This window comes from Mesorhizobium sp. B2-7-1 (genome assembly GCF_006440735.1).
Classification (GTDB): Bacteria; Pseudomonadota; Alphaproteobacteria; order Rhizobiales; family Rhizobiaceae; genus Mesorhizobium.
On sequence record NZ_VFUA01000006.1, the window covers coordinates 12,593 to 34,394 of the forward strand.

26 protein-coding genes and 2 tRNA genes are annotated in these 21,802 nt (G+C 63.4%); 21 read left to right on the top strand and 7 right to left on the bottom strand.

Annotated elements, in window-relative coordinates:
- The first annotated feature begins 2 nt into the window (after positions 1 to 2).
- The 8 genes from FJ471_RS04090 (at position 3) to FJ471_RS04125 (ending at position 6,797) form a co-directional block, all read left to right on the top strand.
- The gene (locus tag FJ471_RS04090; RefSeq protein WP_246684592.1) at positions 3 to 1,433 is read left to right on the top strand and encodes a type II and III secretion system protein family protein; all 1,431 of its coding nucleotides are present in this window, start codon (positions 3 to 5) and stop codon (positions 1,431 to 1,433) included.
- A complete protein-coding gene (locus tag FJ471_RS04095) occupies positions 1,420 to 1,722 on the top strand; it encodes a hypothetical protein (protein WP_140801885.1) in 303 nt (100 codons plus the stop codon). The genes FJ471_RS04090 and FJ471_RS04095 overlap by 14 nt, the downstream gene beginning before the upstream one ends.
- Positions 1,723 to 1,787: 65 nt before the next feature.
- On the top strand, positions 1,788 to 3,299 hold the full coding sequence (locus FJ471_RS04100; protein WP_140801886.1) for a pilus assembly protein TadG-related protein: 1,512 nt from the start codon (positions 1,788 to 1,790) through the stop codon (positions 3,297 to 3,299).
- Positions 3,300 to 3,304: 5 nt separating this feature from the next.
- Complete coding sequence (locus tag FJ471_RS04105) at positions 3,305 to 3,856, top strand: TadE/TadG family type IV pilus assembly protein (RefSeq protein ID WP_246684597.1); 552 nt, start codon at positions 3,305 to 3,307, stop codon at positions 3,854 to 3,856.
- Between the two features lie 41 nt (positions 3,857 to 3,897).
- The gene (locus FJ471_RS04110; protein WP_246684599.1) at positions 3,898 to 4,521 is read left to right on the top strand and encodes a TadE/TadG family type IV pilus assembly protein; all 624 of its coding nucleotides are present in this window, start codon (positions 3,898 to 3,900) and stop codon (positions 4,519 to 4,521) included.
- Positions 4,518 to 5,681, top strand: a complete 1,164-nt coding sequence (locus FJ471_RS04115) for an AAA family ATPase (protein WP_140801888.1) — start codon at positions 4,518 to 4,520, stop codon at positions 5,679 to 5,681. The genes FJ471_RS04110 and FJ471_RS04115 overlap by 4 nt, the downstream gene beginning before the upstream one ends.
- Entirely contained in the window at positions 5,668 to 6,243 is a 576-nt protein-coding gene (locus tag FJ471_RS04120) for a L,D-transpeptidase (protein ID WP_140801889.1), read from the top strand. Before FJ471_RS04115 ends, FJ471_RS04120 begins: the two co-directional genes overlap by 14 nt.
- Entirely contained in the window at positions 6,240 to 6,797 is a 558-nt protein-coding gene (locus FJ471_RS04125) for a hypothetical protein (RefSeq protein ID WP_140801890.1), read from the top strand. The genes FJ471_RS04120 and FJ471_RS04125 overlap by 4 nt, the downstream gene beginning before the upstream one ends.
- A 37-nt stretch (positions 6,798 to 6,834) precedes the next feature.
- Here the strand turns inward: FJ471_RS04125 and FJ471_RS04130 are convergent, their stop codons facing one another.
- Positions 6,835 to 7,371 carry a hypothetical protein gene (locus tag FJ471_RS04130; protein WP_140801891.1) on the bottom strand — a complete coding sequence of 179 codons (537 nt, stop codon included), beginning with the start codon at positions 7,369 to 7,371 and terminating at the stop codon, positions 6,835 to 6,837.
- Positions 7,372 to 7,579: 208 nt separating this feature from the next.
- Between FJ471_RS04130 and FJ471_RS04135 the strand changes: the two genes are divergently transcribed.
- Both FJ471_RS04135 and FJ471_RS04140 read left to right on the top strand, forming a co-directional pair.
- Complete coding sequence (locus FJ471_RS04135; RefSeq protein ID WP_246684601.1) at positions 7,580 to 8,290, top strand: thermonuclease family protein; 711 nt, start codon at positions 7,580 to 7,582, stop codon at positions 8,288 to 8,290.
- A gap of 330 nt (positions 8,291 to 8,620) precedes the next feature.
- Positions 8,621 to 9,307: a GGDEF domain-containing protein gene (locus FJ471_RS04140; RefSeq protein WP_246684607.1), complete on the top strand. Its 687-nt coding sequence runs from the start codon at positions 8,621 to 8,623 to the stop codon at positions 9,305 to 9,307.
- Between the two features lie 81 nt (positions 9,308 to 9,388).
- On the opposite strand, the gene FJ471_RS04145 is transcribed toward FJ471_RS04140, so the two are convergent.
- Together FJ471_RS04145 and FJ471_RS04150 are read right to left on the bottom strand one after the other, a co-directional pair.
- Entirely contained in the window at positions 9,389 to 10,846 is a 1,458-nt protein-coding gene (locus tag FJ471_RS04145) for an NAD-dependent succinate-semialdehyde dehydrogenase (RefSeq protein WP_181179162.1), read from the bottom strand.
- Positions 10,847 to 11,017: 171 nt separating this feature from the next.
- Positions 11,018 to 11,092, bottom strand: a tRNA-Thr gene (locus FJ471_RS04150).
- Positions 11,093 to 11,314: 222 nt separating this feature from the next.
- Between FJ471_RS04150 and FJ471_RS04155 the strand changes: the two genes are divergently transcribed.
- From FJ471_RS04155 to FJ471_RS35510, 11 genes are all read left to right on the top strand, one after another.
- Entirely contained in the window at positions 11,315 to 11,515 is a 201-nt protein-coding gene (locus tag FJ471_RS04155) for a hypothetical protein (protein ID WP_140801894.1), read from the top strand.
- A 139-nt stretch (positions 11,516 to 11,654) separates the two neighbouring features.
- A complete protein-coding gene (gene murA / locus FJ471_RS04160; protein ID WP_140801895.1) occupies positions 11,655 to 12,947 on the top strand; it encodes a UDP-N-acetylglucosamine 1-carboxyvinyltransferase in 1,293 nt (430 codons plus the stop codon).
- Positions 12,948 to 13,039: 92 nt separating this feature from the next.
- Positions 13,040 to 13,474: a DUF2948 family protein gene (locus tag FJ471_RS04165; protein ID WP_140801896.1), complete on the top strand. Its 435-nt coding sequence runs from the start codon at positions 13,040 to 13,042 to the stop codon at positions 13,472 to 13,474.
- Between the two features lie 6 nt (positions 13,475 to 13,480).
- Positions 13,481 to 14,773, top strand: a complete 1,293-nt coding sequence (gene hisD, locus FJ471_RS04170) for a histidinol dehydrogenase (protein ID WP_140801897.1) — start codon at positions 13,481 to 13,483, stop codon at positions 14,771 to 14,773.
- 2 nt (positions 14,774 to 14,775) lie between these two features.
- Positions 14,776 to 15,261, top strand: a complete 486-nt coding sequence (locus FJ471_RS04175) for a UPF0262 family protein (protein WP_140801898.1) — start codon at positions 14,776 to 14,778, stop codon at positions 15,259 to 15,261.
- 100 nt (positions 15,262 to 15,361) lie between these two features.
- Positions 15,362 to 15,811, top strand: a complete 450-nt coding sequence (locus FJ471_RS04180; protein ID WP_224666555.1) for a low molecular weight phosphatase family protein — start codon at positions 15,362 to 15,364, stop codon at positions 15,809 to 15,811.
- 86 nt (positions 15,812 to 15,897) lie between these two features.
- On the top strand, positions 15,898 to 16,116 hold the full coding sequence (gene infA / locus FJ471_RS04185; protein WP_006200926.1) for a translation initiation factor IF-1: 219 nt from the start codon (positions 15,898 to 15,900) through the stop codon (positions 16,114 to 16,116).
- A 19-nt stretch (positions 16,117 to 16,135) separates the two neighbouring features.
- Positions 16,136 to 16,762, top strand: a complete 627-nt coding sequence (locus tag FJ471_RS04190; RefSeq protein WP_140801899.1) for a Maf-like protein — start codon at positions 16,136 to 16,138, stop codon at positions 16,760 to 16,762.
- Between the two features lie 13 nt (positions 16,763 to 16,775).
- Complete coding sequence (yacG, locus tag FJ471_RS04195; RefSeq protein ID WP_140801900.1) at positions 16,776 to 16,997, top strand: DNA gyrase inhibitor YacG; 222 nt, start codon at positions 16,776 to 16,778, stop codon at positions 16,995 to 16,997.
- Between the two features lie 165 nt (positions 16,998 to 17,162).
- Positions 17,163 to 17,238 (top strand) — tRNA-Phe (locus FJ471_RS04200).
- A 161-nt stretch (positions 17,239 to 17,399) separates the two neighbouring features.
- Entirely contained in the window at positions 17,400 to 17,741 is a 342-nt protein-coding gene (locus FJ471_RS35510) for an Arm DNA-binding domain-containing protein (RefSeq protein ID WP_263497748.1), read from the top strand.
- 18 nt (positions 17,742 to 17,759) lie between these two features.
- Here the strand turns inward: FJ471_RS35510 and FJ471_RS04210 are convergent, their stop codons facing one another.
- The 4 genes from FJ471_RS04210 to FJ471_RS04225 are packed head-to-tail and all read right to left on the bottom strand — an operon-like array spanning position 17,760 to position 21,798.
- Positions 17,760 to 18,080 (bottom strand): putative quinol monooxygenase, encoded by a 321-nt coding sequence (locus FJ471_RS04210; protein WP_140801901.1) that lies wholly within the window; start codon positions 18,078 to 18,080, stop codon positions 17,760 to 17,762.
- 1 nt (position 18,081) lies between these two features.
- A complete protein-coding gene (locus tag FJ471_RS04215) occupies positions 18,082 to 19,056 on the bottom strand; it encodes an ABC transporter permease (RefSeq protein ID WP_140801902.1) in 975 nt (324 codons plus the stop codon).
- Positions 19,046 to 20,632 carry a sugar ABC transporter ATP-binding protein gene (locus FJ471_RS04220; protein WP_140801903.1) on the bottom strand — a complete coding sequence of 529 codons (1,587 nt, stop codon included), beginning with the start codon at positions 20,630 to 20,632 and terminating at the stop codon, positions 19,046 to 19,048. Before FJ471_RS04220 ends, FJ471_RS04215 begins: the two co-directional genes overlap by 11 nt.
- The gene (locus FJ471_RS04225; RefSeq protein WP_140801904.1) at positions 20,629 to 21,798 is read right to left on the bottom strand and encodes a Gfo/Idh/MocA family oxidoreductase; all 1,170 of its coding nucleotides are present in this window, start codon (positions 21,796 to 21,798) and stop codon (positions 20,629 to 20,631) included. Before FJ471_RS04225 ends, FJ471_RS04220 begins: the two co-directional genes overlap by 4 nt.
- Positions 21,799 to 21,802 lie beyond the last annotated feature (4 nt).

The window sequence follows — 21,802 nt, forward strand, 5'->3', positions numbered from 1 at the left end:
GGATGAGGATAGCGGCGGTCGCGCTATCCTTTTTGGTCGCACCGGCGATGCTTGGCCATCCGGCCAGGGCGGCTGACCGGTTCATAGATGTGTCGCGTCCGTCGCTGCATCGCGTATTCGTGCCGGTTTCCCAATCGGCCACGATCCAGGTCAACGCGACGCTGGGCGATATCGTCGTCGGCGACGAGAAGATTGCCGATGCGCAGCCGATGACGGACAAGACGCTCTACATCATCGGCAAGACCGTCGGCACCACCACCGTCAATCTGTTTTCCGAGGACAAGCGCTCGCTCGGTGCCATCCAGATCGAGGTCGGCCAGGATGTCAGCGACATGGCGGTAGCCATTCGCCAGGTGGCGCCGAAAGCCCGCATCGAGATCGGCTCGATCAATGGCAAGGTTCGCCTGAGCGGTCACGTCAAGGACGCCGCGACGCTGGCATCGATCGTGGAAGTCACGCAGCAATACGGGCCTGACTCCATCATCAATGCCGTCACTATTGACGACAGCGAGCAGGTCAATCTGTCGGTCCGCATCCTCGAGGCCAAGCGCAATGCCGGCCGCGATCTTGGCGTCTCGTTCAAAAGCACGAATAGCAGGGGCACGACCCGGGTCGGGACAGGCATAGCCACGGTAGATAAGGACGGAGCCGAACTAGGCGCGGGCGACCTGGTAAGCGGGCTTCTGTCCAACACCAATCCTTTCGCGGCGCTGATCACCCGCATCATCGACAGCAACATCAAGGTCGACCTAATCATCGAGGCGCTGGAGGCGAAGGGCGTCGTTCGCACATTGGCCGAACCGAACCTCACCACGGTGTCCGGCGAGACGGCCAGCTTCAATGCCGGTGGCGAGGTGCCGGTGCGCAGCGTCAACGCGCAAGGTGAGGTCGAGATTCTGTTCAAGCAGTTCGGCGTCAATTTGAACTTCACGCCGGTGGTGCTTGACGATGGCAAGATCCACATCAAGCTGGCGCCGGAGGTCAGCGACCTGACCGGCTTTACCAGCGCCGGCGATCCGATCTTCACCAATCGCAAACTGTCGACGGTGGTCGACTTGCGCGACGGCCAGAGCTTCGCGGTGGGCGGCCTGCTCTCCAGCAAAAACACCATACAGCAAAACCAAGTGCCATGGCTCGGCCAGGTGCCGATCGTCGGCGCGCTGTTCAAGAATTCGAGCACGGCGAAGGAAGAGACCGAACTGGTGGTCATCGTGACTCCGCATCTTGTGCGGCCGGTTAAGCCAGGTGAGCAACTGGCGACGCCTTTCGACAAGACGAGGCCGGCCAACGATCCGGAACTCATGCTGCTCGGCCAGCTCGAAGTCAGCAAGGACATGATCCGCATGTACGAGCATGGCGACGGCGTCACCGGGCCCTACGGCCACATGCTGGATGTGAAATCGAAGGACAAGCTGCTCTATGTCAAAAAGTAAGCTCCTGCTCGTTCTTCTTGGCACCGGCCTGCTCGCGGGCTGTGCGGCCGACTATCTGAACAATTACGACACGATGACGCTGGCTGCGGGCGACTCGCAGAGGACCAACCAGTTGCTGCAAACGGTTGACCCGTACAACCCGGTTTCGAACAATACGAAGATCGAGGGCGACGGGGCGCGTTCGGTTGGTGTCGTGCAAAAATACAAACTTCCGCCAAGCACCGCAGCGCCGACGACGAACATGACAGTCAATGTCGGGCCGTCGGTTGGAACGAGCGCGGCCAACTGAGCTAAAGGATGCGATGGTCGCGCCGGGCAACGAGGGCCGGCGCAGGACGAAGAGAGAGTAAGGTCATGTTGGGGACCATTCGAAGATTCTGGCGCGATCAGCGCGGCATGGCGCTTGTCCTCGTCAGCATCATGCTGCCGGCAATTATCGGCTTTTCGTTGCTCGTCATCGACATGAGTCGGGCGAACAATCTGAAAAATGATCTGCAGAAGGGTGCCGACGCTTTTGCGCTTGCCGGCGCGGCCGAATTGGACGGTACGAGTGGAGCGTGGGCCCGCGCAGAACGCGCCATGGCGACCCTTGTCAGCAATGAAACCAACTTCTCCACATCCGGCCGAAATCCCCTGACCTCGGGACAGCCAGGCGGCACTCAGCGGTGCAATAGCGCGGGAAACATCTCCTGGTGCTTCCTGAAGAGTATTCCAAACGACAACGTCGCCATAACCACCACCAATTACGCCAATACCGACCCAGCAGTTGGTGAATTGGAGACCCGATTCGTTCAGGTGACGGTCACGCCGACCGGGTTCGCGGCTCTGTTCCCGGCATCGTTCCTAACCGGCAACTCTGCCAGCAACAGTTTCGACATCGGCGCGTCAGCTGTCGCGGGTTTCACGTCGAGCGTTTGCGATTACACCCCGGTGTTCATGTGCAATCCCTACGAAGACACCAGCATCACCGGCGGCGTGACGTTGGAGCAAGCGGCGCAAAGCCGGCAGTATCGCCGACGGCAAATCGTGCTGCGCGGCGACGGCTCCTATGCGCCCGGCAACTTCGCTTTCCTGTCCTCGCCTTTTGGAAACGGGGCCAACGAGCTCGAAAAGATGCTCGCGGACTCCAAACCCCAGAATTGTTATTCGCGCGACAGCGTCCAAACGGAGCCAGGGCAAAACTCCGGTCCCGTGCAGAACGGGATCAACTCGCGGTTCGGCATCAACTCTTCCAGTTATTCGGACGGACCCGCGGTCAACGTGCGTAAGGGCGCAATAAACTGGGACCAGTACGTCGCGGACAACAAAGTCAACTACCAAACGGATCCAACCAAGGGAGTCGGCCTTGAGGAGGATTCGTGCCAGATCGCCGGCAACTGCACGATGATGGGCGGCCGCATGGGCGCCGGCGACTGGAATTTCGCTCGCTATTGGGCCGCCAACCATCCCAGCCGTACCGTCCCGTCAGCCCTGTCGGGTACCGGCGCTGACCTTCCGACGCGCTACGAGGTCTATCGCTACGAGATCGATCCTAATGGCGACGGCGACACTTCCGACAGCATTGTCGGCGACGCCTCGGTCGGCGGCGAAAAGGGCACCCCTCCGGCGGGAGCCGGCAATCCGATCACCACTTCCGATCGCCGCCTGCTCTACGGCGCGATCCTGGACTGCAATGCGCTCCAGGCAAGCGGTGTAAGTTTCAAGGGCCGAGCGACAGTTCCTGTCAGACGCTTCGGCAGCTTTTTCATCACCGAGCCGATCAAGGACGGCAAGAACATCTATGTCGAACTGGTCGACATCACAGGCAAAGGTGGACGCGGCACGCTGGACAACTATCTGCGCGACGAAGCGCAGCTCTACAGGTGATGGCGATGTTCCGAAACGCCGTACGTCATCTGAAGAAATTCCGTCGAGATCAGCGCGGCGCAGTGCTGGTCGAGATGACGCTCGTCGCGCCGCTGATGTTGCTCTTGTCCGCTGGGGTGTTTGAATTCGGTAATCTCATTCACGACAAGCTGCTGATGGAAGCCGGGCTAACCGACGCGGCCCGCTTTGGCGCTCGCTGCAACAGCCAGATGTACACTGATGCCGGCTTGTCGGCGATCGACTGCGCCGACATCGCGACGAACATCGCGGTCTACGGCACGGCCTCACTGACTGTAGACGGAAGTGGCAAGGTGACAAATACCCCTCGCGTCAGCGGGTGGGAGAAAGCGGATGTGACCGTAACCATCGGTGCCGCCGGCTCCTGCCATGACGCGGTCTCCGGCGGCGTTACCCAATATCGATCGGTGACAGCGCAGGTGTGCATCGTGAGAGCAGCAGGCACCTACCCCTACAGCGGCGTCGGCATGCTGGCGCTTCTCAACATCGGCTCGATCACCCTGAGCGGCTCCCACGAGGAGCGGTTGATCCGGTTCTGACGATGATGAGGCGCTTCGCAAAATCAGAGCACGGTGCGGCCATGGTCGAGATGACCATCGTCGCGCCCCTGCTCTTTGCGCTGACGCTCGGCTTCGTCGATTTCGGCTACGCGCTCTACCAATGGAACGGCGCGACCAAGGCCGTCCAGGTGGGCGCGAGACTTGCCTCGATCTCCGATCCCGTGGTACCGGCAGCCACGCTTGCCAATGCGGCGCCAAGCTCGGTGCCGGGCGCGCCGGTCGTCGCCGGCTCCTATACGTTCGAATGCAAATATACCGGCAGCACCGGGGCCTGCAAAGACAAGAACGGCACATCCACCAATTTCGACACCAATGCCTCCAATGCCTTCAGCCGTATCTTCAGGGGCGACACCACCGTCACCAACAACGATACCTGCCCTGCCCTCACCGGAACCCAACGGCCCGGCATGTGCCATTTCTTTCCGGGCCTGCTGCGAAGCAACGTCGTCATAACCTACTCGGCGACAGGGCTTGGTTTCCAGACCAGGCTTGGCGGTCCTGTGCCGACCATCACCGTCAACCTGCAGAACCGAACGTTCCAGTTCTTCTTCCTGAGCGGACTGATGGGGTTCGGCAACATCAACATGCCCTCCATGCTAAGCACGGTGACGGGCGAAGACCTGAAAACGAGCGCGCCACCATGAACGCCATCGACACCAGAGTTCTCCCGACCAAGCGAAAGCAGGTGGCGCTGTTTTCCACCGATGCGAATTTCAAGCGCGACGTCACCACGCGGCTCGATGCGCTGGCGATCTATGACGTCAAGATCTCGGACGCGGCGGAGTTCCTGAAGGGGCCGCCGGTCGACAGCCGGCCCGGCATCATCATCCTCGATCTCGGCAATGGCGAACTGCTCGGCAATCCGGCGATCGTCGAGGCGCGCGCGGCCTGGGCCTCGGTGCCGCTGATCGCGATCTCGGACGAGCTCACTTCCGAGCAGACGCGCGTTCTGGTGCGCATGAACGCGTCCGACTGGCTGCACAAGCCGCTCGACGCCAAGGAGCTGCTCAACGCCGTCACCTTCCACGACACCGGCAACCAGGGCACCAAGAGCCGGATCGTCACCTTCATCGCCGCCAGCGGCGGCGCCGGCGCCACCACGCTGGCGATCTCGGCGGCCGAGCACCTTGCCTCGAAATCGGCCGAGCGGGCGGCTTCGACCTGTCTCGTCGACCTCGATTTCCAGAGCGCCAATTGCGGCGCCTATCTCAACCAGTTCAACCAGTTCGACCTCACCGGCATCATCGGCCAGCCGGACCGGCTCGACGTCGAGCTGATGGACGTCATCAAGCTCTCGCGGCCGTCCGGGCTCACGCTCTACTCCTTCGAGCGGCCGCAGCTGCCGTTCGAGCCGCAGGGCTCCGACTTCGTCTTCCGGCTGCTCGATCTCGTCGCCTACCGTTTCGACGACATCGTCATCGACCTGCCCAACATCGAGACGCCGTGGCACGATTCGGTGCTGCGCACGAGCGACGAGATCTTCATCGTCTTCGAGCTCAACGTCGCCTCGCTGAGGCAAGGCAAGCGGCTCTACAAGAAGATCCGCGAATTGCGCGGCAACAAGGTGAACATCACGCTGGTCGCCAACAAGCACAAGCGCAAATGGTTCGGCAACCACTTCTCACGCAGCGAGCTGGAGAAGATCTTCAAGGCGCCGCACATCAAGTCGCTGGCGCTGGACAACGCGCTGCTTGCCGATGCGCTGAACCGCGCCATCCTGCCTTCCGAGGTGGACGGACGCGCGCGCTTCAACAAGGACTTGAAACGCATGTTCAAGGAACGGCTGGACAATGCCCAGCGCTAGCCGATCCACCGCCGCGCATCTGGCCGGCGCCTGCCTGGCGGGCATGGTGCTGGTGTCGACCTGCGGTTTCGCGCAAGCCGGATCCGGGTTGCCGCCGCTGCCTGCCATGGGCCCCAGCCTGCGCAAGGCGGTCGTCTTCCAGTCCGGCGAGCAGCCAGGCACGATCGTCATCCGCAAAAACGAGAAGGCGCTCTATCTGGTGACGGGCCAGGGCCAGGCGCTGCGCTACCAGATCAGCGTCGGCCGCGACGGCTTCGGCTGGACCGGGACTGTCAAGGTCGCCTCCAAGACCGAATGGCCGGAATGGCGCCCGCCCAAGGAAATGCGCGCGCGCCAGCGGGAGCTGCCGGCGATGGTGCCGGCCGGTCCCTACAATCCGCTCGGCGCCCGGGCGCTCTATCTGTCGCGCGACGGGCGCGACACGCTCTATCGCATCCATGGCACCAACGATCCCAAGGGCGTCGGTTTCGACGGCACGTCCGGATGCTTCCGGCTGACGAACACCGATGTGATCGATCTCTTCAAACGCGTCGCGGTGGGCGCAAAGGTGGTGGTTGAATGACGATGATCAGCGAGCCGGACGCTCCGGCAATCGAACTCGGCCTGCGGGAAGCCGCTCCGGGAAAGCCCAGCCGGGCCAGGATGATCGGTGTCGTCGCGGTGGGTGCGTTGCTTGTCACCGTCGTCAATGTGACGGCCGCGGTTTATCTCTACCGCGGCGTCAACGACCTCAAGACGATGGAGGCGCGGCTGGAGCAGCTCGGCCAGTTCGAGCAGCGGATCGGCGCCCGCATCGACACTGTCAACAACGGTTTCCAGAGCCGGTTCGAGACGCTGGACCGCCAGTTGCAGGCGAGTTTCGGCCAGATCAACGGCAATATCGCCAAGCTGGAGCAAGGCCAGCCCGTCGCGGCAAGCGAACCGGCGCCCGGTGCGTCCGAGCCGACCATGCTCGACAACACCACGGTGGCGGATGCGTCAGCGGCCGATGAAAGCGCTGGCTCCGCAGAAGGACAGCCTTCGTTCAAGCGGAAGGTCGCGCCTCCGGGACCCAACCCGTCCTACCAGCGCATCCAGCAACCCGACGGTAAGGTCTATTACAAGAAGATCAACTGAGCAGGCGGGCCATCCGGCTGCTTGGCCGGGACGCGCGTCAGTACAGATTGCGCTGCAGCGCCAGAATGCGGAGCGCACGGGTTTCGTTCTGCAGCCTTTTCTCGCCCAGGAATGCGACGTGACAATAGGCGCAGGCCGCGAGACCAAGGCACAACACGACGCAGTTCTGCAGGCTGAGATCGACCATCAGCGAGTATCGCCAGCCGCGCGGCGTCGTGAAGGCGGCAATCGTGCTTGCCGTTTCCGCATGGCTGCTCAGCGCGATCATCAGACCGGCGAACAGCATGGCCGCATGGTTGGCGAGGAAGAAGCCGGCGGACCATTTTGAGCGGCTGGCCATCCAGCAGCCGCCTGTCACAAAGACGATGATGGCAACGTCAAGCGCCATCGATCCGCCGAGATAGAGATTTGTCTGCTGCCAGAACATCGTCGAGAACGGGCGCAGCTCGAGCCAGGCGTGCCACACAGCGGGGCTGGCTGGATAGAAGCCGAGCAGCAGCGCCGCCATCCGCTCCGCCGCCAGCAGAAGCAGCATCAGGGCCGGAAAGGCAAAAAGCAGTATCGGCTTGCGCATCGTGTCATCCCCTCGACATCCGATTACCGATTCTAGACTGCATTGGTTGCGCGACACTTAACGCAACGCCTTGCTTTTCAAGGAATGTCGCTCGTGTCTAATGTATGATCCAGTTCAACGGTGGGGGTGTCGCCGTGTCGACAGGAGCTAACGGGTTGGGCTCGGGCGGGATCATCGACAGCCGGCGCGACCCCGCGGGGTCCCGCGCGTGAGCCAGGCGAGCCCGCCCGGCCGCCCGTTGCTGGCGTCCGCGCTCGGCGGGCTCGGGCTGCTCGCGGGCATGGCGCTGATCGCCGAGAGCGGGCGTTGGCTGCCACCCGACCCGCCTTCCATCGCACCGGCACAAGGCGCTGGCGACCTGAAGCCAGCCTCCCACGTCCCGATGCACGACAGGCGACCAGGCGAGCCGGCGCGCAAGATCGCCGAGGAGCTCATCGCGCCGCCGCCGCTCGACCCATCCGGGATCGAGCGCATCGAGCCGCGCCCTCCGCTTGGCGAGCTCGGACTTGCACCGCTGCCGAAGACGCCGATGCCGCGGGATTGGCGCGGGACGCTGCTCTTCCATCCGGTCGCGACCTCCTCGACGGTCTTCGAAGCCATGGGACGCACGGTCGCCATCAGCGGCACGGTCGACATAGACCCCGACAGGACCTGCACGTTCGACGATACCGCCTGGCCCTGCGGCCAGCGGGCGCGGGCCGCCTTCAACGCCTGGCTGCGCGGCCGGGCGCTCAAATGCCTGCTGCCGCCGGACGCCGACCGTTTCGCCATCGCCGCGCCCTGCGCGCTCGGCAAGCAGGATGTCGGCGCCTGGCTGGTTTCCAACGGCTGGGCGATGGCGGCCCCCACCGGCATTTACGGCAAGGCGGAGGTGGTGGCGAGAAACGCCCGGATGGGCATTTTCGGCCCGCCGCAATAGCGCTGCTGCGGGAAAACGGGCGGCCGGTTCCGTTGCGGAACCTGCGTGAAAGCAGAATGGCCAGAGCGATTCAGCGGTTCTAAAAGCTGGATCAGGCCAACGACCCCGGCTGGTCATCAATGCGCAAGCCGCCGGCCGCGGCAGTCTTTTGTGCCGGATCCAGCGCTTGCCATGGAGAAGATGCCGACTTGCATCAAATTGTACGCTTCCGTGAAACCGAAATTGCAACGGACCTCCTGTAAGGCAATGCGTCGAACAGGAGATTGGCCCTTGACCACGAAAACACCGACCGCGCCGGTTCAAACGTGGAGACACCTCATCTTGCTGGCCGTGCTTGGCACCGCCGCCTGCGTCGGCCTTTCACTCGCGCTGAACTACCTGCTGCTTTTCAGCGACAGCCTCACACCATTCGGCCGGGGTGCCGTCACGGCAGTCATCGTGCCGATCGTCATCGGTCTGCCGCTGTTTGCCCTGCTCGGCTGGCAACAGATCGAGCTCCGCCGCTACCGGCAGGAACTCACCAGATCCGGCACCTATGACCAGCTGACCGGCTGCTTGAACGGCAAGGTGTTCACCTCGATGGTCGACAGGAGGGCGGCGAGGCCGGTCGGTCCGCGCTCCGGCGCCTTTCTGGTCATCCATCCGGAACATCTGGCATCGATCAACCTGCGTTTCGGTCTCGAATGGGGCGACGAGGCGTTGCGGCTGATCGCATCGGCCATCCGGTCCGCGGTGCGCAAGGACGATCTGATCGGCCGGATCGGAACCTCGATGTTCGGCGTCTTCCTGCCGGGCGCGAGCGAAGAGGACGCCAAGGACGTGGGCGAGCGCATTCGCGGTACGGTCGGCGAGATCTATTTCGCGCCGAAAGGCGACAAGGACGTGCTTGCGATCAGCGTCGGTGGCGTCATTTTCGAGCGTGAGCTGGATTTCGAGGACATGTTCCGCTTCGCGGAGGAAGGCATGGCCGAGGCCCCTGACGAAGCCGGCCTGCGGCTGTCGCACGTCACCAACTGAGCCGGCGAGCGGAACCCAACGCCCCCACGAGCCACAATTCCGCGGCATATCGTTCTTCAAGGGCGGCATGGTGTTTATGCCTCAGATACCACCCATGCAGAGATACTTCATCTCAAGGTAGTCCTCGAGGCCATGGCGAGAACCTTCCCGCCCGATGCCTGACTGTTTGACCCCGCCAAAAGGCGCGGCCTCCGAGGACATGCGCCCGGTGTTGATGCCGATCATGCCGTATTCCAGGGCCTCCGCCACACGCCAGACCCGTTTCAGGTTGGAAGCATAAAAATAGGCGGCGAGGCCGTAGATCGTGTCGTTGGCCTCACGCACGACCTGATCCGCATCCTCGAAGCGGATGACGGGAGCCAATGGCCCAAATGTCTCCTCCTGCGCCACCGCCATCGCGCTGGAGATGCCGGTAAGGACGGTCGGCTGGAAAAAAGTGCCGTCCACGCCAATCCTATCTCCGCCGCAGCGGATCACGCCGCCTTTTCCCACGGCATCGGCGATGTGGGATTCGATCTTGGCCAAGGCGTGGACGTCGATCAGCGGGCCGATGGCGACACCAGGATCGAAACCGTCACCGACCTGAAGCTGTCGGACCCGCTCGACGAATTTGTCGACGAACTCGTCATGAACGCCCGACTGCACGTAGAGGCGGTTGGCGGAAACGCAAGTCTGGCCGGCATTGCGGAACTTCGCCTGGATCGCCCCGTCCACGGCAGAGTCGATATCGGCGTCATTGAAGACGATGAAAGGCGCATTGCCGCCCAGCTCAAGGCTGACCTTCTTGATCTGGTCCGAGCACTGGCGCATGAGCAGCCGCCCGACTTCGGTCGATCCGGTGAAGCTGATCTTGCGCACCTTGGGATTGTGGCAGAGCTCACGCCCCACCGCGGCGCCCTCCGAGGCGTAGATGAGGGTCACCACACCATCGGGAAAACCGGCCTCGGCGGCGAGCGCGAACATGGCGCCTGCGACAAGCGGCGTCTGCTCGGCAGGCTTCAATACGATGGCGCAGCCCGCCGCCAGCGCCGGCGAGATCTTGCGCGCCACCATCGAAGCGGGAAAATTCCATGGGGTGATCGTGCCGACGACGCCGATCGGCTGCTTGATCACCAGCATGCGGCGGTCTGTCGACGGCGCCGAGATCGTCTCGCCATAGATGCGATTGGCCTCTTCGGCGTACCACTGCAGATAGGCGGCCGCATGGGAAACTTCCGATTTGGCTTCAGCGAAGGGCTTGCCCATCTCGGCGGTGAGAATTGCGGCAAGGTCGCCGGTATGGGTGACGATCAGCTGGTGCCATTGCCATAGCATTTCGCTGCGCTCCCGAGCGGTCAGCGCTGCCCACTCGGCCTGGGCGACATAAGCCTTATCGATCGCCGCGCGCGTCTCCTCGACGCCCATGTCGGGAAGTTCCGCCAGCAATTCGCCGGTCGACGGGTTGAAGACCTCAAACGTACGTCCGCCAGCCGGCGCACCAAGCGCCGGCACACGGTCGATCGAGCCAAACAGGTCGGGAGATTTCAAGTGGCGGGTCATCGGCAGGCGCAGAGGCAATACCGCTTTCCTTCTCGTCAAGCTGGCGTATCGGAAACGCCACCATGTCCTGCGCATGCGCCGGTTTCATAGGGCCTAGGAAGAATGGCGGTAGACCCACCTGCACCCTCGAAGTGCATCGGCACGGCGCGGTTGAGCTTACGTTGGAAAAGCTGGTGCTGCGAGAGAGGATTGAACTCTCGACCTCTCCCTTACCAAGGGAGTGCTCTACCACTGAGCTACCGCAGCCTGCGATGGCGGCGCTTCTGCCATATCGAACCGGCGAGCGCAAGGCCAAGAAAAACCCAAAGCGTCGCATCTGATTCTTGGCCGCCATCATGCGGTTTGGGGCGGCATGCTCGGCTGATCCACAGCGCGAAGCCGGCTCTCGTCCCGCTTTCATGACATGGCCGCGCCAAAATGCTAGCCATTGCGGAATCGGCCGGCTGAGCGCCGGTCAGGGATCGGATGATGAACGACAAGGCAAATCCACCGAAAAAAGGCGACGGCGAGCGTAAGGACCGACTGGCCGAGGCGTTGCGCGCCAATCTGCAGAAGCGCAAGGCGCAGGCACGCTCACGCCGGGTTGGCGACGCTGACAAGCAGCGCGTCCGCAGTGCCGACGATCGGCCGGAAGGGTTGCCGGCTGCAGGAAAAATGCACAAGGACTGACCAAATCAGCCATACTGCCCGGCCATGGTCAGTCCGGTTTTAAGAAAATCCTATTTCTTGAACCAAGCCGGCCAATGGTCTAAGCCGGGCACACTCAACCGATTGAAGCGGCCTGTTCGGGCCGAGGGGACGTTTTCTTATGGATCGCATCAGAATTGTCGGCGGCAACGTGCTGGCCGGTACCATTCCGATCTCGGGCGCCAAGAACGCGGCATTGCCGCTGATGATCGCCTCGCTGCTCACCGACGACACGCTGACGCTCGAAAACGTGCCGCATCTGGCCGATGTCGAGCAGTTGATCCGCATCCTCGGCAATCACGGCGTCGATTATTCCGTCAACGGCCGGCGCGAGAAACAGCAGGAAGGCTATTCGCGCACCATCAATTTCTCGGCCCGCAACATCGTCGACACCACCGCACCTTATGAGCTGGTCTCGAAGATGCGTGCCTCCTTCTGGGTGATCGGGCCGTTGCTTGCCCGCATGGGCGAGGCCAAGGTATCGCTGCCCGGCGGTTGCGCCATCGGCACGCGCCCGGTCGACCTGTTCCTCGAGGGCCTGCAGGTTCTGGGCGCCGAGCTCGACGTCGACAATGGCTATGTCATCGCCAAGACCCGGAATGGCCGCCTGATCGGCAACCGCTACGTGTTCCCGAAGGTCTCGGTCGGCGCCACCCATGTGCTGATGATGGCGGCCTCGCTCGCCAAGGGCGAGACGGTGCTGGAAAATGCGGCCCGCGAACCCGAGATCGTCAACCTTGCCGAATGCCTGGTCGCCATGGGCGCCAAGATCCACGGCGCCGGCACCGGCACCATCACCATCCAGGGCGTCGAGGCGCTGTCGGGCGCCCGCGTGCGCGTCATTCCGGACCGCATCGAGACCGGCACCTATGCCATGGCGGTGGCCATGACCGGCGGCGACGTGATGCTCGCCGGCGCCCGGCCTGACCTTTTGCAGAGCGCGCTCGACGTGCTTGTCGAGACCGGCGCCGAGATCACGCCGACCAATGAGGGCATCCGCGTCAAGCGCAACGGCGCCGGAATTGCGCCGGTCGACGTGACCACCGCCCCCTTCCCCGCCTTTCCGACCGACCTGCAGGCGCAGTTCATGGGCCTGATGACGATGGCCAGCGGCAAGTCGCGCATCACCGAGACGATCTTCGAGAACCGCTTCATGCATGTTCAAGAACTGGCCCGGTTGGGTGCCCACATCACGCTTTCCGGCCAGACGGCGATCGTCGACGGCGTTTCCAAGCTGAAGGGCGCGCCGGTGATGGCGACAGACCTGCGCGCCTCGGTGTCGCTGGTGATCGCCGGCCTTGCGGCAGAGGGTGAGACGACGGTCAACCGCGTCTACCATCTCGACCGCGGCTTCGAGCGGCTGGAAGAAAAGCTCTCCGGCTGCGGCGCGGTGATCGAGCGCATTTCGGGCTGACGCTTGCCCGCATCTGCCTCGGGCGAGTTGCACCGGCGGGAAAGACCGCATAACAGAGGGCTGAATTATCAACCTTCAGGTGCGCATTCGGCATGGCAGCTCTCAAGCTCATCGCGCTCGACGACCAGGATCTGAGCATCGTCTCGGCGCATGTCCAGGACGCCGTGATGAAGGTCTCCGACCTCGAATATCTGCCGGCGGCCAAGCGTTTCGTGCTGACCATGAACCGCTTCGTCTGGGAAGCGAAATCGGGGTTGTTCCGCCAGCACAATGAACGGCGGCAGAGCGTCCTGCATTTCGACCGTGTGCTCGGCGCCAAGACCAGCGGCATTGCCCGCGACAAGCCGGCCGAGGTGCTGTCGCTGCTTGCGGTCAGCTTCATCGCCATCAGCAAGCCGGCCGGCATCGTCGAGCTGGTGTTTTCGGGCGGCGGCACCATCATGCTCGACGTCGAATGCGTCGAGGCAAGGCTCGCCGATGTCGGCGGCTCCTGGGAAGCCACCTCGCGCCCCGCGCACAGAGGCTAAAGCATAATGGCGATAACGCTCCGACAGCAGGATGCCGATTTCGAACAGCGTTTTTCGGCCTTCCTCACCACCAAGCGCGAGGTGTCTGCCGATGTCGAGGCGGTGGTGCGCGACATCATCGCCCGTGTGCGTGCCGAAGGCGACAAGGCGCTGATCGACTACACGCTTAAGTTCGACAAGGCCGATCTCCGCGCGCTCGGCATCGCCGTTTCGAAGGACGACATCGCCAAGGCCTATGAAGCGGCCGATCCGGCCACGGTCGAGGCGCTCAAATTCGCGCGCGACCGTATCCGCTCGCATCACGAGCGGCAGAAGCCGAAGGACGACCGCTACACGGATGCCGCCGGCGTCGAGCTCGGCTCGCGCTGGACGGCGGTCGAAGCCGTTGGCCTTTACGTGCCGGGCGGCACGGCGAGCTACCCAAGCTCGGTGCTGATGAACGCCGTGCCGGCCAGGGTCGCCGGTGTCGAGCGCATCGTCATCGTCGTGCCGGCCTCGGGCGGCGTCATCAATCCGCTGGTGCTGGTGGCCGCCGACCTTGCCGGCGTTTCGGAAATCTACCGCGTCGGCGGAGCGCAGGCCGTCGCAGCCCTTGCGTACGGCACTGGGACGATCAAGCCGGTCGCCAAGATCGTCGGGCCGGGCAATGCCTATGTAGCTGCGGCCAAGCGGCAGGTGTTCGGCACCGTCGGCATCGACATGATCGCCGGGCCGTCGGAAGTGCTGGTGGTGGCCGACACCGACAACGATCCGGATTGGATCGCGGCAGACCTTCTGGCGCAGGCCGAGCACGACGTTTCGGCGCAGTCGATCCTGATCACAGACAATGCCGAATTCGGCAAGGCGGTCGAGCAAGCGGTCGAGCGCCAGTTGAACGTCCTGCCGCGCGCCGAGACGGCGGCCGCCAGCTGGCGCGACTTCGGCGCGGTGATCCTGGTGCCGACGTTGGAAGCCTCGCTGCCGCTGGTCGACCGGATCGCGGCCGAGCATGTCGAGCTCGCTTTCGACGATGCCGAGGGCTTCCTTTCCAGGATGCGCAACGCGGGCGCAGTGTTCATCGGCCGCCATACGCCGGAGGTCATCGGCGACTATGTCGGCGGCTCGAACCACGTTTTGCCGACTGCACGCTCGGCGCGTTTCTCGTCGGGTCTGTCCGTGCTCGATTTCGTCAAGCGCACATCGATCCTGAAGCTCGGGCCGGAGCAGCTCAAGGCGCTGGCGCCGGCCGCGATCGCGCTCGCCAAGGCGGAAGGGCTCGACGCCCATGCCCGCTCTGTCGCGATCAGGTTGAACATGTAGCGATGTCCGGCCACGACCAAACCCGCGACAGGCTGATCGACGTCGAGCTCGACGAATCGATCGGACGTTCGACGCCCGACGTCGAGCACGAGCGGGCCGTGGCCATCTTCGACCTCATCGAGGAGAATAGTTTCCGACCGATCAGTGATGACGGCGCAGGCCCTTACAGGCTCAAGCTTTCATTGGCCGAGCAACGCCTGGTCTTCGCCGTCAGCCGCGAGAACGGCGCCGATGTCGTCACCCACATCCTGTCGCTGACGCCGCTGAGGCGCATCGTCAAGGACTACTACCTGATCTGCGAAAGCTATTACGAAGCCATCCGCTCCTCGACGCCGAGCCATATCGAGGCGATCGACATGGGCCGGCGCGGCCTGCACAATGAGGGCTCGCAGACGCTGATGGACCGGCTCGCCGGCAAGATCGAGATCGACTTCGACACGGCGCGCCGGCTGTTCACGCTGGTCTGCGTGCTGCACTGGCGGGGCTAGATCAGGATGATGTTTCGTTGAAACACCATCCTGATCCAGTTCTTTGTTGGAGCATGATCTTTTCCAAAAACCGGTTCCCACTTTTTGGGATCATGTTCTAGTGCCCGCCCTGCCGCATTCCGTCCTGTTCCTGTGCGGCATGAACGCCGTGCGCTCGCCGATCGCCGAGCAGCTGGCGCGCCGCATGCTGCCCGCCACCACCTTCGTCGCTTCGGCCGGCGTGCGCGCCGGCGAGCGCGACCCGTTCGTCGACGCGGTGCTGGCCGAGGAGGGCCTGTCGCTCGGCGAGCGCCAGCCCAGGACGCTGGAGGAGCTGGAAGACGACTATTTCGACCTGATCGTCACGCTGGCGCCGGAAGCGCATCACGCGGCGCTGGAGCTCACCCGCTCGCTCGCCGTCGAGGTCGAATACTGGCCGATGCCCGACCCGACCGACACCGGCGGGACGCGCGAGCACATCATGGCCGCCTATCGCGACGTGCGCGAGCGGCTGAAAGCGCGCATAAGCCGACGTTTTGCGGCACCAGGGCCCAAAAGCGCCCCGGATTAAGCTTGTTCACAAGCGCACGATTATCATATAGGTTCCGCGCAAATTCCGGCCCGGTGCTGGAACGCCCATCCAAGCAAAGGTATCGAATGCCGAAGGAAGAAGTCCTCGAGTTTCCAGGTGTGGTCACCGAACTGCTGCCCAATGCGATGTTCCGCGTGAAGCTCGAAAACGAACACGAAATCATCGCCCACACGGCCGGCCGCATGCGCAAGAACCGCATCCGCGTGCTGACCGGCGACAAGGTCCTGGTCGAGATGACGCCTTACGACCTGACCAAGGGCCGCATCACCTACCGTTTCAAATAGCAAACCGGCCTCAAGCGCGATGAGCATCCTGCAGAAGCTCGTGCTTGCCTCGGGTTCGCCGCGCCGTATCGAACTCTTGCAGCAGGCCGGCATCGAGCCGGACCGGGTGCTGCCTGCCGATGTCGACGAGACACCGCTGCGCGCCGAGCATCCGCGCTCGTTGGCCAAGCGCCTTTCCAAGGACAAGGCCGAGAAGGCCCTGGCCTCGCTGAAAGGCGAGGAGGACTATGCGCCCGCCTTCATCCTCGCCGCCGACACGGTGGTGGCGGTCGGGCGGCGCATCCTGCCCAAGGCCGAGACGATCGACGACGCCATCAATTGCCTCGGCCTGCTTTCCGGCCGCTCGCACCGGGTCTATTCCGGCATCTGCCTGATCACGCCCGGCGGCAAGCTGCGCCAGCGGCTGGTGGAGACCAGGGTGCGCTTCAAGCGGCTGCCGCGCGAGGAGATCGACGCCTATGTCGCCTCGGGCGAATGGCGCGGCAAGGCCGGCGGCTATGCCGTGCAGGGCCTGGCCGGCTCCTTCGTCGTCAAGCTGGTCGGCTCCTACACCAATGTGGTCGGCCTGCCGCTCTACGAGAGCGTGGCGCTGCTTTCCGGCGAAGGCTTCAAGGCGCACCAGAACTGGCACGCCGCGCGCTCATGAGCATAGTCTAAACATGAGTTCGGACGACAAGGTCACGCCGCTGAGGCCGAAGCGGCCCTGCCCCGAATGCGGAAAACCTTCCTCGCGCGAGCATTATCCGTTCTGCTCGGCGCGCTGCAAGGACATCGACCTCAACCGCTGGCTGAAGGGCGCCTATGTCATTCCCGGCCGCGACGGCGAAGAGGAAGAAGACGACGCGCCCAAGCCGGGCCCGACGCCCAAGGACGAGCCCTGAGCGCAGCCGGCGCCCGGCCGTTTCCGAGCGATTTTTCTTTCCTGACGAAATCAACACCTAGGCGCTGGACAGGCAGGATTCCCGTGCTATAACCCACGCGCTTTCAAGGGGCGCCGCCTGGTGCCTTCGCGAAACCCGGCGGGCGTATCCCGTTAGCCGGCACAGGCCCAGATAGCTCAGTTGGTAGAGCAGCGGACTGAAAATCCGCGTGTCGGTGGTTCGAATCCGCCTCTGGGCACCATTTCACTTTCCCATCGCTTCTCACGACGTCTCACCAATCAATACAAATCAATGACTTAGCCTAGTTTGGCGGTTTATGATGACCCACCGCGTACCGTTGCAACGCATCGGTTTGTGGGTAACGATTTAGGCGTTACCCATTACCCGGGAGGTCCGTTACCCATGTCTCTCTCCGACTTCGCCTGCAAGAACGCTAAGCCCAAAGACAAGCCGTATCGTCTTGCTGATGGCGACGGGCTTTATCTCCTCGTCCGGAACAACGGCTCCAAACTCTGGCAACTGCGGTACCGCTACCTGGCACCATCTCTTCATGGTCCGTTCCGGGCGCATGTCCCGGCATTCGCTGAGGCGTCCATGCCTCAGTTTCCACACTTGGCTCAATTTGTCTGTCTTTCGACGCGAGCGTCGTGGTCAGGCGAATTTCATCGCATTTCGGCAAACCCGCGCAACGGGCTCACCGCCCTGCGCCGCGTTCGGAACGACCGCTCATCGTGTCATCGTTGATGAGCCGTGGCGCGCTGATTAAGCCGAACCGTCAGCCGCCATCCGGCTGAGCATCACAAAGTTCCGGATCTCAACCGGGCTCGCCAGCAGTTGATCGAGCCGATCAAACAGCGGCTTCAGATGAGGCATCGCCAGATGCCGGTCGAGATCGTCTTTCGTGCGCCAGTTCTCATAGAACATGAACACGCATGGGTCGGCCGGATCGACATGGAAGTCGTAGTTGATGCAGCCATCCTCGGCGCGGGTCGGCTCGACGAAGCCCGACAGGATCGCCTGCAGTTCCTCGCGCGTTTCGGGCCTGGCCACGACCGTGCCGATAATGGTGTAGGGAGCCGTCACGTCACTTCCTCCCTTGGCTCAACGCGACCGCGAGGATGATGATGGCGCCGCGCGCGATGAGCTGCTGGCTGAACTCCAGCCCCATAAGGATGAGGCCGTTGTTGATGAGGCCGATCATCAGCGCGCCGACGATCGTGCCGATCACCGTCCCGGAACCGCCAAACAAGCTGGTGCCGCCAAGCACGGCGGCGGCGATAACGGACAGTTCGTCGCCCTGCCCAAGCTGGAATCTGCCCGATTGCAGCCGGCCGGCGTAGAGCATGCCAGCCAGCGCCGCCGCCATGGCCGAGATGATGAGGACGCGGAACTTGATGGACTTGGTGTCGATACCTGAATAGCGCGCCGCGACCTCGCCGCCACCCGTGGCAAGCACGCGCCGGCCGAAGCTCGTCCGCCGCAGCACGACATGACCGATCGTGCCCAGCGCCAACATCCAGATCAGCAGCACCGGCACCGGTCCGACATTGCCGCCGCCGAATATCCAGGAATAGGTTTTCGAAATGATCGGCACCGCGGCCGTATCGCTGATCCACATCGCGGTGCCGGTGGCGATCCCCATCATGGCCAGCGTCGTGAGGAAGGATGGAATGCCGATCCGCGTCGTCAGCAGCCCGTTGAAGGTGCCAATGACGGCCCCGGTGGCAAGACCGGCCACGATGCCGGCGAGCGGTCCTCCCGCGTCGATCGACATCGCCGTGGTGACCGAAGCCAGCCCCGCCACCGCCCCAACCGAAAGGTCGATTTCGCCGGCGGACAGGACGTAGGTCATGGCGATCGCCATCACCGCGATCATTGCCGTCTGGCGCACGATGTTGAGCAGATTGTTGGGCTGGAGGAATCCCTTGTCGAACAGCGTGACCGCGAAGACGACGAAGATGGCGACGAAGCCGATATAGATGATGTTCTGCCGCCAGTTGGCCAGGCCAAGCCTCGCCGTCAACGAGGCTTTGGGTGCGGTTGCCTGGCTAGTGGACATGTGTTTCTCCCTCACCCTTCGCCAGCGCGTTCTGGATGGCGATCTGCAGCTTGCGCTCGGCGGCCTGCAGCCGCGCGACCGGATCGTCCACCGGCGCCGACGGATCGTCGAGGTCGGCGCGGCTGACATCGTCCACCAGGCGGCCAGCCGAGACGATGATGATGCGGTCGCAGGCCGACAGCATCTCGGACAGCTCCGACGAGATCAGGACGATCGCCTTGCCGGCTTTCGCCAGCTCGCGCACCAGCGTGATGATCTCGGACTTCGAGCCAATATCGATGCCGGCGGTTGGTTCATCAAGGACCAGGATTTCCGGGTCGGTCGAGAGCCATTTGCCGATGACGACTTTCTGCTGGTTGCCGCCTGAAAGCGTACGCACCGCGCTGTCGCGCGATGCGGTCTTGATCCGCAGCCGCGCGATCTGCTCATCCGTAAGGTCGCGTAGTTTCTTTCCCGAGACAAATGTCTTGCGGCTCAGCCGGTCCAGCACTGCGAGCGTGACGTTGGAGGCGACGGAATGCTCGGCTATCACGCCTTGGCGCAGGCGGTCCTCGGGCACCAGCGCGACGCCGGCTTCGATGGCTTCGCTCGGCTTCGTGATCGCCACGGGTTTGCCGGCGATGCGTATCTCGCCTTCGACGACCGGATCGATCCCGGCAATGACGCGCGCGATTGCCGAACGCCCGGAACCGAGCAGTCCGGCCAGGCCGACCACTTCACCCCTGTTGACGACGAAGCTGACATTCTTCGGCTTTTCCGGGCCTGAAACGTTGTCGAGTTCCAGCAGCGGTTCGCCGAGACTGGATTGGCCGCGCACCACATCCGACAGGCCGCGCGAACGCTTGCCGACGATCTGCTCGATCATCGTCTCGATCGGCAGTTCCGACAGCGGCGCGGTAATGACGTGGCGGCCGTCGCGCAGGATGGTGGCGCGGTCGGCGATGCGGGCGATCTCGTCCATCCGGTGCGAAACATAGATGATGGCAACGCCTTGCGACTTCAGCTTGCGCAGGAAAGCGAACAGGCGTTCGACATCGGAAATCGCCAGCGCCGTCGAAGGTTCGTCCAGCACCAGCACCCTCGCGTCTTGCGAGATCGCCTTGACGATCTCGGTCAATTGCCGCTGTCCCGCGCCCAGATTGCCGACGGTAGCCTTCGGATCGACCTCGACCTCGAGCATCTTGAACAGGTCCGCGGCGCGCCTCTCGGCGGCACGGTCGTCGATCAGGCCGAACGCACCCTTGGCTTCTCGGGTGAGAAACACGTTCTGCGCCACCGTCAGCGTCGGGATCAGGCTCATTTCCTGGAAGATCATGGCGATGCCGGCTCGGCGCGAGGCTTCGGGCGATATCTCCGTCAGCGGCTTGCCATCGACGAGAACTGTGCCGGCGTCAGGCACATGCACGCCGTTCAGCACTTTGAGGATGGTCGACTTGCCGGCGCCATTGCCGCCTAGCAGCGCGTGGATCTCGCCTTTTTCCACCTGCAGGTCGACATCGATCAACGCCTTGACCCCGCCAAAGGATTTGCTGACGCCCTTCATCTCCACCGCATGAACGGGCGTCGCAGCGGTCATGGCCTTACCTTGGTCCACTGACCGCTTTCACCGGATTCGATCAGTGCGTCGGCGACGCGCTCGGTCCTGTAGCCATCCTCGAAATTAGGCGACGGCTGCTTGCCCGAGGCGATGGCCGAGAAGAAATCGAAACACTCGACAATCTTGGTTTCGGAGTAACCGATGCCGAGCGCCGGGATAGGCCAGAGGCCTGAGCCATAAGGGTGCGCCGGACCGGAATACACAGTCCTGAAGCCGCGGGCATCGGCAGGGTCGTCGGCAAACATCACCTGCAATTCGTCGCGCCGTTCGTAGTTGAATGCAATCGAGCCCTTGGTGCCGTGGATCTCGAAGGTGATGAAATTGTTGCGGCCATAGGCGTTGCGGGTCGCCTCGAGCGAACCGATGGCGCCGTCGGCGAACTTCAGCAGTGTCACCACCTCGTCGTCGACATCGACTTCGACGCGCTCGGCTCCGATGTTCCTCTCGGCGGCGCCGAGCCTGTCGAGATTGCCGTGCTGGACGGGCCGCGTCTTGTTGTAGGTGCGCACCAATGCGCTGACCTCGGCGATCTCGCCCACCAGATAGCGGGCAAGGTCGACGACGTGGCTGCCGATGTCGCCGATCGAGCCCGAGCCGGCGATCTTCTTCTGGAAACGCCATGACAAGGGCGAGTCCGGGTCGGCCGACCAGTCCTGCAGATAGGTGCCGCGGAAGTTCAAAATCCTGCCGATGCGGCCTTCCTCTATGTACTGGCGGGCGAGCGCCACCGCCGGCGTGCGCCTGTAGTTGAAGGCCACCATGTGGATGACGCCGGCCTTGTTGACCGCATCGAGCATGGTCTTTGCTTCGTCGCCGCCGCGCGCCAGCGGCTTTTCGCAAATGATATGCTTGCCGGCCTGCGCTGCCGCGATCGCAATCTGGGCATGGCTGTCGTTCGGAGTGACGATGTCGATGACGTCGATGTCCGGCCGCGTCACCACTTTGCGCCAGTCCGCGGACGATTCCTCGAAGCCGTAGCGGCGGCGGCCTTCGTCGGCCAACGCATCGGTGATGTCGACCACCACTTTGCGCACCGGGTTGGCGGGCGCGGGCCAGAAAAACATCGGCATGGCCGCATAGGCCATTGCATGGGCCTTGCCCATGAAGCCGCCGCCAATCATCGCCACGTTGAGCGTCCTGGTCATGATG

Coding starts and splice junctions, on each gene's coding strand:
- FJ471_RS04090 (WP_246684592.1), top strand. CDS start 3: ATGAGGATAGCGGCGGTCGCGCTATCCTTTTTGGTCGCACCGGCGATG.
- FJ471_RS04095 (WP_140801885.1), top strand. CDS start 1,420: ATGTCAAAAAGTAAGCTCCTGCTCGTTCTTCTTGGCACCGGCCTGCTC.
- FJ471_RS04100 (WP_140801886.1), top strand. CDS start 1,788: ATGTTGGGGACCATTCGAAGATTCTGGCGCGATCAGCGCGGCATGGCG.
- FJ471_RS04105 (WP_246684597.1), top strand. CDS start 3,305: ATGTTCCGAAACGCCGTACGTCATCTGAAGAAATTCCGTCGAGATCAG.
- FJ471_RS04110 (WP_246684599.1), top strand. CDS start 3,898: ATGGTCGAGATGACCATCGTCGCGCCCCTGCTCTTTGCGCTGACGCTC.
- FJ471_RS04115 (WP_140801888.1), top strand. CDS start 4,518: ATGAACGCCATCGACACCAGAGTTCTCCCGACCAAGCGAAAGCAGGTG.
- FJ471_RS04120 (WP_140801889.1), top strand. CDS start 5,668: ATGCCCAGCGCTAGCCGATCCACCGCCGCGCATCTGGCCGGCGCCTGC.
- FJ471_RS04125 (WP_140801890.1), top strand. CDS start 6,240: ATGACGATGATCAGCGAGCCGGACGCTCCGGCAATCGAACTCGGCCTG.
- FJ471_RS04130 (WP_140801891.1), bottom strand. CDS start 7,371: ATGCGCAAGCCGATACTGCTTTTTGCCTTTCCGGCCCTGATGCTGCTT.
- FJ471_RS04145 (WP_181179162.1), bottom strand. CDS start 10,846: ATGACCCGCCACTTGAAATCTCCCGACCTGTTTGGCTCGATCGACCGT.
- FJ471_RS04155 (WP_140801894.1), top strand. CDS start 11,315: ATGAACGACAAGGCAAATCCACCGAAAAAAGGCGACGGCGAGCGTAAG.
- murA (WP_140801895.1), top strand. CDS start 11,655: ATGGATCGCATCAGAATTGTCGGCGGCAACGTGCTGGCCGGTACCATT.
- FJ471_RS04165 (WP_140801896.1), top strand. CDS start 13,040: ATGGCAGCTCTCAAGCTCATCGCGCTCGACGACCAGGATCTGAGCATC.
- hisD (WP_140801897.1), top strand. CDS start 13,481: ATGGCGATAACGCTCCGACAGCAGGATGCCGATTTCGAACAGCGTTTT.
- FJ471_RS04175 (WP_140801898.1), top strand. CDS start 14,776: ATGTCCGGCCACGACCAAACCCGCGACAGGCTGATCGACGTCGAGCTC.
- infA (WP_006200926.1), top strand. CDS start 15,898: ATGCCGAAGGAAGAAGTCCTCGAGTTTCCAGGTGTGGTCACCGAACTG.
- FJ471_RS04190 (WP_140801899.1), top strand. CDS start 16,136: ATGAGCATCCTGCAGAAGCTCGTGCTTGCCTCGGGTTCGCCGCGCCGT.
- yacG (WP_140801900.1), top strand. CDS start 16,776: ATGAGTTCGGACGACAAGGTCACGCCGCTGAGGCCGAAGCGGCCCTGC.
- FJ471_RS35510 (WP_263497748.1), top strand. CDS start 17,400: ATGTCTCTCTCCGACTTCGCCTGCAAGAACGCTAAGCCCAAAGACAAG.
- FJ471_RS04215 (WP_140801902.1), bottom strand. CDS start 19,056: ATGTCCACTAGCCAGGCAACCGCACCCAAAGCCTCGTTGACGGCGAGG.
- FJ471_RS04220 (WP_140801903.1), bottom strand. CDS start 20,632: ATGACCGCTGCGACGCCCGTTCATGCGGTGGAGATGAAGGGCGTCAGC.
- FJ471_RS04225 (WP_140801904.1), bottom strand. CDS start 21,798: ATGACCAGGACGCTCAACGTGGCGATGATTGGCGGCGGCTTCATGGGC.